The organism is Paraburkholderia tropica, assembly GCF_914484835.1.
Lineage (GTDB): Bacteria > Pseudomonadota > Gammaproteobacteria > Burkholderiales > Burkholderiaceae > Paraburkholderia > Paraburkholderia tropica_A.
The window spans coordinates 14,580-27,205 of record NZ_CAJZAR010000030.1 but is presented as its reverse complement, the minus strand read 5'-3'; the positions used below and the strand labels follow the sequence as shown (position 1 = coordinate 27,205).

Annotated in this window: 9 protein-coding genes; 4 read left to right on the top strand and 5 right to left on the bottom strand. The window is 64.4% G+C overall.

All coding sequences use genetic code 11. The features are described from left to right. Positions 1-19: 19 nt before the first annotated feature. The 5 genes from LDO54_RS03690 to LDO54_RS03670 form a co-directional block, all read right to left on the bottom strand. Positions 20-340, bottom strand: coding sequence for a transcriptional coactivator p15/PC4 family protein (locus LDO54_RS03690; protein WP_224006517.1), 321 nt, complete (start codon positions 338-340; stop codon positions 20-22). A gap of 12 nt (positions 341-352) precedes the next feature. Next, positions 353-574 carry a hypothetical protein gene (locus tag LDO54_RS03685; RefSeq protein WP_224006514.1) on the bottom strand — a complete coding sequence of 74 codons (222 nt, stop codon included), beginning with the start codon at positions 572-574 and terminating at the stop codon, positions 353-355. A 125-nt stretch (positions 575-699) separates the two neighbouring features. Further along, complete coding sequence (locus LDO54_RS03680; protein ID WP_224006511.1) at positions 700-1,368, bottom strand: hypothetical protein; 669 nt, start codon at positions 1,366-1,368, stop codon at positions 700-702. Further along, complete coding sequence (locus tag LDO54_RS03675) at positions 1,365-2,660, bottom strand: tyrosine-type recombinase/integrase (protein ID WP_224006508.1); 1,296 nt, start codon at positions 2,658-2,660, stop codon at positions 1,365-1,367. Before LDO54_RS03675 ends, LDO54_RS03680 begins: the two co-directional genes overlap by 4 nt. Positions 2,661-3,008: 348 nt before the next feature. Further along, positions 3,009-4,943, bottom strand: a complete 1,935-nt coding sequence (locus LDO54_RS03670) for a tetratricopeptide repeat protein (protein ID WP_436975497.1) — start codon at positions 4,941-4,943, stop codon at positions 3,009-3,011. A 460-nt stretch (positions 4,944-5,403) separates the two neighbouring features. On the opposite strand from LDO54_RS03670, the gene LDO54_RS03665 reads away from it, so the two are divergent. The 4 genes from LDO54_RS03665 (at position 5,404) to LDO54_RS03650 (ending at position 12,617) form a co-directional block, all read left to right on the top strand. Next, on the top strand, positions 5,404-6,633 hold the full coding sequence (locus LDO54_RS03665) for a flagellin (protein WP_224006502.1): 1,230 nt from the start codon (positions 5,404-5,406) through the stop codon (positions 6,631-6,633). 167 nt (positions 6,634-6,800) lie between these two features. Then, positions 6,801-8,387, top strand: coding sequence for a flagellar filament capping protein FliD (gene fliD, locus LDO54_RS03660; protein ID WP_224006499.1), 1,587 nt, complete (start codon positions 6,801-6,803; stop codon positions 8,385-8,387). A gap of 20 nt (positions 8,388-8,407) precedes the next feature. Continuing rightward, a complete protein-coding gene (fliT, locus tag LDO54_RS03655) occupies positions 8,408-8,707 on the top strand; it encodes a flagellar protein FliT (protein ID WP_224006496.1) in 300 nt (99 codons plus the stop codon). 352 nt (positions 8,708-9,059) lie between these two features. Further along, positions 9,060-12,617: a tetratricopeptide repeat protein gene (locus LDO54_RS03650; RefSeq protein WP_224006493.1), complete on the top strand. Its 3,558-nt coding sequence runs from the start codon at positions 9,060-9,062 to the stop codon at positions 12,615-12,617. The last annotated feature ends 9 nt before the right edge of the window (positions 12,618-12,626 follow it).

Below are 12,626 nucleotides of genomic sequence, written 5' to 3'. Positions count from 1 at the left end.
GTATTCAGAAATTCGAGCATCAGTTCACCCCCTTCGGATCGAAGGAGTGCGCCGCGAGCGCGAGTCCGCGCATCAGCTCGGCCGCCAGTGCGGGCTTGAACATGACGCCCTTGCTCGACGGTCGATAGTCGCCGTCGTCAGTCACGTACCAGACGCGGATGTCGATGTAGGTGTTGCCGCGGTATTCCTTCACGTCCACGCGCAGGCGTTCGCTCGGGTTCTTCACCGCATCAAGGAAACGCACCAGAGGGGCGACTTCGGCGGTAGAATCCGCGATGTTGTTTTTGGTTTGAGCAGTTCCGAGGGCGCCCTGGCCGGCGCCCTTATTCTTTTGCATCATGTCCACCTCTGATTAGGCTGCATGAGTGGCCGGAGCCTCGTGGCACGATTGCCCGGCAGTCTGTTCCGCGAGCATTCGGGCTTCCCATTCTTCGGCGCACTTGTGCGTGATAACCACGCGGCGACCGAGGCGCAGCTCTTTCGGTGCTTTGCCCTGGGCTTTGAGGGTGTAGTAGTAGACGCGGCTGAAATGGTAGGCCGCGCAAAACTGCGGAATGGTGTAGCTTTTTTCCATCTTTTCTCGCCTCTGAATATTCGATTGCTCTGATGAACAACCGTGAGCGCGAGTCTAGATTTCGAATATCGAAAGCGAGCAGAAAAGCACGGCCAAGATTAACCGGCTATTTCCTTGACGGCCTGTTAGATTTTTGATAGGGGCGCGCCAGCTTTCTTAAGCCAGTATGCGGGGTCGCCTTTATAGGAGCCCGCTAGCGAAAGGATTTCGGTTATCGCTAGCACCGCGAACCCGTTTCGCGACCGATTGAATTCGGCCCCGATGCCCGCGTCATCAAACATCTTCTTCATGCGCAGCGCAGCGACTAGCCTAGGTTCGTTCGCTTTGAAGTCATGGGCCGGAAGAGACTCCGCCGCTGCGGTGGAGGCTCGTGACAGCGCCCTCAATTGACGAAATAGCTCTGGAATGTCTAGCTCCACGTCGAAATGCCTGGCATATATTCTCGGGTCGGCTTCGTACTCACTCGCCATAGCGGATCTGAGGCATAGCAATGCTTCGCGGTCCAACTCCCGAAGCGATTTATTTATTCGCTGGGCCTGCGTGGAAATGGAATGGAGAAGTTGTGTCCGTTTCTTCTGCGAATGAGGTACTTTGCCGATGCGCTGAAAAAGCTCGCGGGCAAGATCTTCAAGCGCATCAACGAATGCATGAGCATCGCCGTCAATTACCGGAGCGGCGACTGCTTTCGCTTGCCCGTAGGTAGCAGACAAGCGGTCGCGCACATCGCCACTGAAGTGCAGGCCGTGATGGTCTTGGAGCAGATCAAGCGAAATGCGGCTGCCTGGCTTATTCATTGACTGGCCTCACGTGCATTTCCTTCTGTGCTGGGTGTCGGTCGATTCAGCTTTGCCACTGCGGCCGATAGATGCTCGGGCGCGAGGTGTGCGTAGCGTAGCGTCATCGCTAAATCTGCATGGCCCAGTAACTCGCGCACCGTGTTGAGGTCCACGCCCGCCATCACAAGACGCGACGCGAAATGGTGTCGCATGTCGTGCCATCGGAAGTTGGTGATCTTGGCGTCCTTTAGCAGCTTTTGCCATGCCGTTTTGACGTCCACGCGCACGCCGCCATCTGCACTCGCGAAAACAATCGAGTGATTGGACTGCTCCCGCCACGCCCTGAGCGTTGTCAAGGCCTCGGTGTTGAGCGGAATATGCCGCTGCCGCCCGGACTTTGCCGAGGCGTCGATTACGGTGAGGATTGCGCGGTCGAGATTGACGTGTTGCCAGTCGAGCTTGAGCAGTTCACCTTGCCGCAAGCCGGTATTGATCGAGAGCAGCACCGCAGGCTTGAGGTGGTCGACAAACGCCGGTTTGCGCAAACCCGGCATGAGATCGTAGCCGCGCGCCGCCCGCCAGGCATTCGCGCTTTCGCGCCCCTTCCTTTCGCGTTCCTCCCGGGCATCGAGCGCAGCTCGCAAGCGGCTTTCCTCATCGTCTGACAGCCAGCGTACCTTGCCACTGGGCGCTTGCAATGCCTTGACCGTCCGCATTGGGTGTTCAGCAATCACGCCCCATTCGAGCGCGCGAGAGAACAGGCCGCGCAGCGCGGACAGATCGCGATTGACCGTGGCCGCGCCGATTCCCGCCTTGATGCGGCCGGATCGCCATTTCTCTATGATCCAGCCGTTGAATTCGCCGAGTGGCTTGTCGAGGTGGTCCGCGAACGACTTGCGCAGGCGCGCGAGAGTCGCGGCGCTGCTCCGGGTGTTGGCCGTCAGCCAGTCGGCGTAGCGGTCATTTATGAACGCCGCGAGGGTCGGCGTGCCCGTAATCTTCTCGGCCTCTACCTTGCGTCGGCGACGCTCAAGGACGTCCGCCGTTGTGTCGCCGCGCTTATCCACGTCGCGCAACTCGACCTTCACAAGGTCGCGCATCGGCTTGGGATCTTTCTCAGGCCAGTAGCCGATAACACGGCGCCCCTGCTTTCCGTCGGGTTTCGTCCACCGGATCGTGTACGAGACTGTGCCCGCCGGCGTCACTTTGACAACGAATCCACGCTCGACCGAATCCACGAATTCCTGATACTTGCCGGTCGGCTTGATTGCCCGCATGAAGTCGCGGTCGATTTTGAACTTCTGCCCCATGCCCTCACCCCTGCAAGTAGGGCAAAAGTATAACCTAGGGCAAAGCTAGGGCAGATCCTGCGCTGAACATGCAAATACTCGCCAGAACAGTGAATTACTAAGCCATTGATTTTAAACGGTGTGCGAGACGCTCATTTACACCCAAAAACAGCTTTTCCGACTCTCCGAAGGCAGGGGTTGCTGGTTCGATCCCAGCCGGGCGCGCCAGAATTTAGCATCACGCGGTATCGAGCAAGGCCCTATGGCGAAAGCCTGGGGCCTTTGTTTTTTGCGCCGCGTTTTGTGTCTGCCAAAACGCGCCCGCCAGACCGCCCGCCAAAACGCGCCCGCCAGACCGCGACACCCGCCTCACACGCCCAGCCACTCGGCGCACGCCACGCGCACGCGCTCCACGACGGCGGGCCACGGCTCATCCCGTCCGCGTCTGAACAGCCGGACCGTCCCCGGATACCACGGCGAGTCGTCGCGGCCATGCATCCAGCGCCAGTCGACGTCGTACGACGGCAGCAGCACCCAGCACGGTTTCCCGAGCGACGCCGCGAGATGCGCCGTCGAGGTATCCACGCAAATCACGAGATCGAGTTGCGCGATCAGCGCCGCCGTGTCGGTGAAATCGCCGAGTTCCGCGCCGAGCGGCAGGATCGGGAAAAACGCCGGCAAGGACAGCGCCTCGTCTTCCCCCGCGCCTTTTTGCAGGCTCACGAACTTCGCGCCCGGCAGGCTCCAGAGCGGCGAGAGCGCGTTGAGCAGCGGCAACGAGCGGTGCGCGTCATTGTGATGTTTCGGGTTGCCCTTCCAGACGAGGCCGATGCGCGGCCCCGCGCCCAGTTCGTCGAGGCGCGCGCGCCAATGCTCGACGCGCGCCGGTCGCGGCGCGATGCGCAGCGGCGGCGGAATCGTATCGGGCGTGGTGCCGAGGCGCAGCGGCGCGCTCAGCGGACTGATCCAGTAATCGAATTCGCCGGCGCGCGCGAGCGCGATCGCGGCTTCGTGACTGAGCACGGCGTCGACGCCATCGGCATCGGCGAACAAGGCGTGCAGCGGCGGCATGCACGCAAACTCGACGCGCGCCGCGCCGCGGGCCTTCAGCATGCGCAGATAACGGCCGAACTGCAGCATGTCGCCGAGCCCGTCCTCCTGCCAGACGAGCAGCGATTTCCCGTCGAGCGGCTCACCTTGCCAGCGCGCGCACGGCAGCATCGACTGCGTCGCGTGCGGCGCGAAGCCGGGCATGCCGTAACGGCATTCGTAGAGCAGAAAGCCTTCCTCGAAACGTCCCACGCTGATGAGCAGCATGGCGAGCCGGAACATCGCATCGCCGTAATCCGGGCGTAGCGCGAGCGCGCGGCGATAGGCGGTTTCGGCGTGTTCGAGCTCGCCGAGTTCTTTCATGATGCTGCCGATGTTGAAATGCGTTTCGGCGATATCGGCGCGCAGCGTGAGCGCGTGGTGAAACGCGGCAAGCGCATCGTGCAGACGCCCGCGCGCGAGCAGCGTGCAGCCCAGATTGTTGGCCGCTTCGACGCGGTTCGGCGCCAGCCTGAGCGCGTCGCGATAGGCGGATTCGGCATCGGCCAGCCGCTCCGTCGCGTGCAGCAGGCAACCGAGGTTGTAGTGCGCTTCTGCGAAGTCGGGGCGCAGCGCGAGCGTCTGGCGGTAGGCGTTTTCCGCTTCGGGCACACGCTTGAGCGCGGCGAGCACGCAACCGAGATTGTTGAGCGCCTCCACGTAATCCGGGCGCATCTGCAGCGCGAGACGGCAGGCGAGTTCGGCTTCCTGATTGCGGCCGCGCTGTTTATAGAGCGCGGCGAGATTGTTGAGCGCCTCGGGATACTGCGGCTGCGCGAGCAGCGCCTGGCGAAACGCCTCTTCGGCTTCGTCGAGCTGACCGCGTTCGCGCAGCAGATTGCCGAGGTCGTGATGCGCGAGCGCGAACTGCGGATGCGCCGCGATCGCCTTGCGCCAGGACGCTTCCGCTTCGGCGGGCTTTCCGTGTGCCGCGTGGATCAAGCCGAGGCCGTGATGCGCGGTGGCGCAATCCGGCTTCGCTTCGATGCAGCGCTGCCAGAGCGCGTGCGCCTGCGCAGCCTGGCCCGCACGCATCGCGCACGCGGCGGCGAGTTCGAGCGCATCGATCCGCTGGGCGTCCTCGGACGTGGCCGCGGCGCCGACGAGCGGCGCCAGCAGCGCCAGGGCTTCTTCGAACCGCTGGCTGAGGCCGAGGGTCGCGGCTTCGCTCAGAATGGACGGGAGCGAGGGAGAGCGGGTTGCAGTCACAGTGATCGCAGCAGGGGGAGGCTGCACAGATTAAGCGATGCGCTCGCGCGACGACGGCTCGATCTGAGCGCATAGCACGGCTCAATTCTGCCGATCGGATATTGCGCGGCGTGTCGGTTAGCCAGGCGTAAGGTGGCTCGCGCGCCCGGCGCGGAATGTCATGACGTTATTGCGGCAATTAAAGCAATACGCATCGCCACGCGAAATCGCCGATCAAAGACGCGGTATTTCCGCCTCCGTCGCGCCACCGTGCCGAACCCGCTCGAAACCCGCGCCAGCCCAGCGTGCGCGGGCTGTTGCGGCGACTGGCCCACGCCCTGTCCGCGTGAAATATCCGCATCAATCGTGTAAGGAATTGGGCGCGTCGCTAAAGATTTTCCAGGCCGGGTCGTTATCACAAACAAGGCGGCCGGCCATCGCACCGCTGCCGTTACCAGGGCTGACTGGCCCCATCTGGAGAATATCCATGCTTGGAATCAATACCAACATCAACTCGCTCGTCTCGCAGCAGAATCTGACGGGCTCGGGTAGCGCACTTTCGCAGGCGATCACGCGCCTCTCGTCGGGCAAGCGCATCAACAGCGCGGCAGACGATGCAGCAGGTCTGGCGATCTCGAACATCATGCAGACCCAGATCAACGGTCTGAATCAGGGCGTGTCGAACTCGAACGACGGTACGTCGATGGTCCAAACCGCATCGAGCGGTCTGGCTTCGCTGACGAGCAGCCTGCAACGTATCCGCCAGCTGGCTACGCAAGCAGCTAACGGTTCGATGACCGACGACGATCGTGCAGCACTCCAGAAGGAAGTGACGCAGCAGATCTCGGAAGTGAACCGTATTGCGTCGCAAACGACGTACAACGGCATGAACCTGCTCGACGGCTCGATGGGCACGGTCACGTTCCAGGTCGGCGCAAACGTCGGTCAGTCGATCACGCTGAACCTGTCGCAAGACATGTCGTCGGCCAACCTCGGCACGGGCGTTCCGCAAGCTGGCAACACGCTGGGTTCGTTCACGAACCTGTCGCTCGACTCGACCGGCGCGCTGAGCTCGGACGCTGGCGGCGCAACGACGGCTGGCCCGGCAACGATCACGACGATCAACGTTCTGTCGGACGGCAGCGGCGGCTTCACCCTGACGGACCAGAACAACCAGGCTGTCAGCTACGCAGACGTCTCGGCAGCGTTCTCGGGCGCAGGCGTCACGTCGGATGCGAACGGCAACGCCGTCATCGATTCGAGCGCAGCTTCGGCAGGTGCAGCAGGTTCGACGTTCGCTTCGGCAATCGACACGGCGATGTCGGGCGCGAGCACGAGCGTTGGCTTCTCGTCGGCAGCTGACGACGCAGTCGGCGCACAGATCGACTACCTCAACACGACGTCGAAGGTTTCGGACATCAACATCAGCACCGCAAGCGGCGCAAGCATGGCGATGGAATCGATCGACAACGCGCTGACCACGCTGAACAACCTGCAGGCAACGCTCGGCGCGGCACAAAACCGCTTCAGCGCAATCGGCTCGACGCAGCAAGCTCAGTCGACCGACCTGGCAAGCGCACAGTCGTCGATCCAGGACGCGGACTTCGCGCAGGAAACGGCGAACCTGAGCAAGGCACAGGTTCTGCAGCAAGCGGGTATCTCGGTGCTGGCACAAGCGAACTCGCAGCCGCAGCAGATCCTGAAGCTCCTCCAGTAAGGCGCTTCCCGCTGCAGGCACACGGCGCGCGGTTCATCGCGCGCCGGTCGTGCACCCGTCGGGAGGCTCGCCTCCCGATTGTCGTTTTTAGCGTTACCCCGTTCCAACCGCACGTTACAGCACGCTAACCCGCGCTAACCCGCCTTGCCGACGCACGGAGCCTTTTCATGTCCACCGTAACCGGATCCACCACCAGCGCGATCGCCAGTGCCGTCGCCACCACGACAGCCGCCGCCAACGCAACGGTGCAGTCAGCCGCCCAGTCGATCATCAGCGGCTCGACGAATTCGTCGATGGACACCAATTCGCTCGTGACTGCGCTCGTCAACGCGAAAACTGCAGGCCAGGCTGCGACCATCGCCGCCACGCAGACGCAGGACAACACGCTGATCTCGGCCTACGGCACGCTCTCCGCGGCACTTTCCGCGTTGCAGGCAGCCGTCGAGCCGCTGAGCGACGGCGCGACGCTCGGTACGTTTTCCACCACGCTGAGCGGCACCGGCGTGACCGCCTCGGCGACCACCGGCGCAGTCGCGGGCTCGTACTCGCTCAACGTGTCGCAGGTCGCCACGACCCAGGTGCTGACCTCGGGGGGCTACACGGCGACCACGAGCCTGGCCTCCGGCCCGGCCACGATGACGCTGAGCGTCAACGGCAAGTCCAGCACGATCAACCTGACCAGTTCGAACAGCACGATTTCGGGCATCGCGTCGGCGATCAATTCGGCCAGCGACAATCCTGGCGTGATCGCGACCGTGGTGACCGGCTCGGACGGCGCCCACCTCGTGCTGCAATCGTCCTCGACCGGCGCGTCGAACGGCATCAGCATCAAGGTCAACGACACCAATACCGATTCGAGCGGCAACGCCGACGCGCTGAACAATCTCGCCGTGACGACCACCGCCGGCGGATCGATTTCGAGCGCCAGCGACCTGACCGCCACGGACAGCGGCGGCAAGACGTATAACCCCAGCCAGTCGACCATTTCCGGTTCGGGCTGGACGCAGACGCAGGCCGCCCAGAACGCCTACTTCACGCTCGGCGGCGTGGGCGTGACGAGCGACACGAATGCCGTGAAATCCGCGCTGACCGGCGTGACGGTGAACCTCACGTCGGCGGCCGTCGGCACGACCCAGACGCTGACGATCGCGCAGGACACCGACGCGGAATCCGCGGCGATCGACAATTTCGTCACGCTCTACAACACGCTCGTCACGACGGTGAACTCGCTGACGGCGTACTCGTCGACCTCGACTTCGCAGGGCGTGCTGCTCGGCGATTCGACGGTCAACATGATCCAGAATCAGCTCGCCAAGATCGTGGGCAGCGGCGTGGGCAGCGGCACGGCGAAGTCGACGCTGGCCGCTATCGGCATCACGCTGCAGGCGGACGGCACGCTGTCCGTCGACGACACGACGCTGAGCGACGCGCTGAAGAACAACCAGTCGGTCGTGGCCTCGCTGTTCAATCCGACGACCGGCATCGCCGCGCAGCTCGACGACAGCATCACGACCTACACGTCGGCGGGCGGTATCATCCAGAACCGTACGGACGCGATCAACTCCGACCTGACGAGCCTGACGAACCAGCAGACGCAGCTCACCACGTGGCAGGCGCAGCTCACGAGCATGTACACGGAGAAGTTCTCCGCGCTCGACACGCTGATGGCGACGATGAACAACAACTCGCAGTACCTCACGCAGCTGTTCGGCGGCACCAACAGCGCGGGTGCGCTGGCCACCAACAAGAGCTAACCCGCGGCAGGGAGCGAAACATGCAGAACGTAAGCACGATCGAGCGCATCTGGGCGATGACGAAGGACCTCGAGCTGGCGGCCGCCGTCGGCGAGTGGGAGCGCGCAACGGAGCTCGCGAACGAGCGCTCGCCGCTGCTGACGTCGCTCGGCGCGCAGCCGTCTCAGGAAGTCATGGCGCGGCTGCGGGCGATCCACGAGATCGACGCGCGCATCGTCGAAGCCGCGCGCGCCGCGCAGGTCGCGCTCGGCAGCGAGTATCAGGCGAACATGCAGGCGAGCCGCAATGCGGGGCGCTATCTGAGCATGGCGCGTTACTGACACGACTGTCGCTCCTGCTCGCTGCGTCCTTCGCGGCGCACACGTTGTTGATGAAGCCCGCCTTGCGCGGGCTTTTTTGCGGCCATCGTTTGCGAAGTGCTCTTTTTTCGCGCCGCAGGGGAGCAGGCCGCACGCGCGCTTCGCGCGGCAGAAAGGAGGGCCGCGCCCGTCCGCTATCTGGCGCTCCCTAATTCCCTTCGGACTCCGCGCGTTTTCGCCGGATTTCCCGCGCGAAACGGACTTCGAGGGCAAATTAGCGCCCGTTTTGGCGCTAGCTCGGCCCATCGACGCGCGAGCCCCCGCCTCATAATTTGACGGTTCCGACTATCCGACGCATGCGCGCCTTTTTGTCATGACCGCCTTCCTTACTCCCGATCGCACGGCCTCGCCTGCGGCCGACGCGCAGCACAATCGCGACCTGGCGTTCGCCATGCAGAGCGCGATCGAACATCATCGCCAGCAGCAGTTCGATACGGCCGCCGCGCTCTATCGCTCCGTGCTGCAAATCGCGGGCGATCACGCCGACGCGCACTATCACCTCGGCGTGCTGTTCATGCAAACGGGGCGTCCCGCCGAAGCCGTGCCGCATTTCGAGGCGGCGCTCGGCCAGGTGCCGAAGAACGGACAGATCTGGGTCTATTACATCAACGCGCTGGTCGCCAGCGAGCAGACCGAGGCGGCGCGCATGGCGCTCGATCTCGCGCGGCAGCACGGGCTGCCCGAGCCGGCCGTCCAGACGCTGCGCGCGCGTATCGAAGGCGAAGAAGACGCGCCGGTCGTCGCGGCGCCTGCGCCGGAAACCGCCGCCGTGGCCGTGGCGAGCGCCGACGATGAGGGCGCTGCCGAGGCCGTGGCCGAAAGCGCAACCGAAGAAGCCGCGCCCGAGTCCGACGAAGCGGACAAGCGCGTGAAACTCGACGTTCGCCGAGCGAGCGCCAAGGAAATTCGCCAGTTCCAGCAACTCGTCAGCAGCGGCAAACTCGACGCGGCGCTGAAGGCCGGACGTCGCCTGACGCAGCAATATCCGGCGCATGGCGATTGCTGGATCGAACTGGGCCGCGTCCTGCAGAGCACGGGCCACTATGGCGAAGCGGTCGAGGCCGCCGAGCACGCCGCCCGCCTGCTGCCGAATCATCTCGTTGCCCAGCTCGTGCTGGCCGACCGTCTCGTGGTGGCGCGCCAGTACGGCCGCGCCGCGGCGCACTGCGAACGGGTGCTCGAAAAGCATCCCGAGAACGCGGCGCTGCATCGCAATCTGGGTTCGTCCTTGCTGGAACTGGGCCGGATCGACGAAGGCTTCGCCGAATTGCGGCGCGCCGTCGAGCTTGCGCCGACCAATGCGATCGAAATCGACGCGCTCGCGACCGCGCTCGGCAAGCACGGGCTGTTCGACGAAGCGGAAGCCGCCTATCGCCGCGCGCTCGAACTGGCGCCGATGCAGGCGTCGACGCACAGCAACCTGCTGTTCTATCTGATGCACAAGCCCGACTTCGACGCGGCCAGCCTGTTCGCGGAGTTCCGCGAATTCGCCGCGCGTCATGAAGCGCCGCTGCTCGGGCAGCGCGTCGCGCACGCGAACGATCGCGATCCGGCGCGGCAACTGCGGATCGGCTTCGTGTCGGGCGACCTGATCAATCACCCCGTTGCGTACTTCTTCCTGTCGGTGCTGGAGCATCTGGCGCGCGATTCGAGCCTGTCGCTGCACATCTACTCGAATTACCTGATGACGGACGCGTTCACCGACCGCATCCGCCGCCACGCGCAGACGTGGACCGAAGTGTTCGGCATGAACGATCAGGCCGTGGCGCAGAAGATCCGCGACGATCGCATCGACATCCTGATCGATCTGTCCGGCCATACCGGCCGCAACCGCATGGTGGCCTTCGCGCACAAGCCGGCGCCCGTGCAGGCGAGCTGGATCGGCAATCCGTCCACGACGGGTCTGGATTCGGTCGACTACTACTTGTCGGATCGCTTCGTCACGCCGTTCGAGGCGTTCGAGAGCCGCTTCTCGGAGAAGCTCGTGTTCCTGCCGGCGCTCGCGCCGTTCAAGCCGCACCCCGACGCGCCGGCCGTCAATGAACTGCCCGCGCTGAAGAACGGCCACATCACGTTCGGCAGCTTCAGCCGGATCGTCAAGATCAGCAAGGACGTCGTGGCGCTCTGGGCGCGCGTGCTGCGCGAGGTGCCCGATTCGCGCATGATCATCGGCGCGGTGGCGGCCAAGGATCAGATGATCAAGCTGACGCAGATGTTCGTCGACGAAGGCATCGACGTGAGCCGCATCAGCTTCCTGCAACGCGCGGGCGTCACGACCTATCTGCAGCAGCACAACGTGATCGACGTCTGTCTCGATACGTTCCCGTTCGGCAATTCGACCACGACCATGCAGGCGCTGTGGATGGGCGTGCCCACCATGACGCTGCCCGGCGACTCGATGGCGAGCCGCAGCAGCACCGGCTGGCTCACGCTGCTCGGCCTCGACGCGGCGTTCGTCGCGCAGGACAAGGACGATTTCGTGCGCAAGTGCGCCGCGCTGGCCGCGGACCCGACGGCGCTCGCGATCGTGCGCAGCGAGCTGCGCGAGTATTGCCGCCAGTCGGTGCTGATCGACGCGGAGGCGATCGCCGATTCGGCGTCGCGCGCGTTCCGCATCATGTGGCAGCGCTGGTGCGACGGCCTCGCGCCCGAGCACTTCGAAGTGGAGGCGCAGGCCACGCAGACGCCGGCTTCGATGCTTGCCGAGCCGGCGCAGGCCGACATGGCCGCGGCGCCGGTCGTGATCCCCGAACCTGCTCCCGCAGCGCGTTCGCCTGTCACGGAGCACGCGCACGTCGCCGTAGCGCAAGCAGCGATTGCCGCGACGACCGCCATCGCCCAGATCGATGCCGCGTCGGCAACGACGTCGACGGCGTTGCAGCCTTGCTACGAGCAGGTCGTGGTGCTGTGCCCCGTCGTGACCACGGGCGGCCCGGAAGCGCTGCATCAGTTGGCTCAGGTCATCAACGCCAACGGCGGCAACGCGCAGATGGCGTACTACGGTCAAGGCTCGACGCTCGCTGAAGACGGCCACTTTCTGCGCGCCGCCTATGCGCCCAACGCCGAATTCGAAGCCGCTTACGCGCGCTACGCACCGACGCCGCTGAAAGAGGCGCCGCTGAACCCCGGCACGCTGATCATCTTCCCCGAGGTCCAGGCCGCGCGTGCGCGCACATTCCCCGGCGCGAAACGCGCCGTCTGGTGGCTCTCGGTGGACAACGCGATTGGCTCGATTCCCGAACTGGCGGACCCGGCCTATGCGTCGGAACTGCTGCGCGAGCCGGGCATCATCCATTTTTATCAGTCGGATTACGCACGCCGCTTCCTCGAACGGCACGGCGCGCGCGAAGTGCTGCCCCTGTTCGACTTCATCAATCGCGACTATCTGAACGCGGATCTGAGCGCGTCGGCGCCGGCTCGAAGACTCATCGGGTTCTTCCCGCGCAAGGGCGGCGCGCTGGCAACGCGGTTCGTCAACCAGCACCGCGATCTGCCGGTTGCGCCGATCCAGAACATGTCGCGCGAGCAGGTTCGCGCGACGCTGGCGCAGTGCGCCGTCTATATCGACTTCGGCCATCATCCGGGCAAGGATCGCGTGCCGCGCGAAGCCGCCGTGTCCGGCGCGGTCGTGTTCCTGCACGAACGCGGCGCCGCGAGCTGCTACGCCGATCATCCGCTCGATTCGTTCTACCTGTTCCGCGAGCAGGACATCGAAAGCGGGCTGCTGCACGCGAAGATCACCACGGTGCTGGCGCGCCATGCCGAGCACTTCGCGAAGCAGCGCTTGTATCGCCAGCGCGTGCTGATGGAAGTCGACGAGTTCGCCCTGCAGGTCAAGACGGCCTTTTTCGACAAACAGTCACGCACCTGAAGCACCTGC

What these genes read in the sequence shown, in the direction of transcription:
- fliD (WP_224006499.1), top strand. Translation starts at nt 6,801, where the DNA reads ATGTCCACCGTAACCGGATCCACCACCAGCGCGATCGCCAGTGCCGTC.
- LDO54_RS03685 (WP_224006514.1), bottom strand. Translation starts at nt 574, where the DNA reads ATGGAAAAAAGCTACACCATTCCGCAGTTTTGCGCGGCCTACCATTTC.
- LDO54_RS03650 (WP_224006493.1), top strand. Translation starts at nt 9,060, where the DNA reads ATGACCGCCTTCCTTACTCCCGATCGCACGGCCTCGCCTGCGGCCGAC.
- LDO54_RS03690 (WP_224006517.1), bottom strand. Translation starts at nt 340, where the DNA reads ATGATGCAAAAGAATAAGGGCGCCGGCCAGGGCGCCCTCGGAACTGCT.
- fliT (WP_224006496.1), top strand. Translation starts at nt 8,408, where the DNA reads ATGCAGAACGTAAGCACGATCGAGCGCATCTGGGCGATGACGAAGGAC.
- LDO54_RS03680 (WP_224006511.1), bottom strand. Translation starts at nt 1,368, where the DNA reads ATGAATAAGCCAGGCAGCCGCATTTCGCTTGATCTGCTCCAAGACCAT.
- LDO54_RS03675 (WP_224006508.1), bottom strand. Translation starts at nt 2,660, where the DNA reads ATGGGGCAGAAGTTCAAAATCGACCGCGACTTCATGCGGGCAATCAAG.
- LDO54_RS03665 (WP_224006502.1), top strand. Translation starts at nt 5,404, where the DNA reads ATGCTTGGAATCAATACCAACATCAACTCGCTCGTCTCGCAGCAGAAT.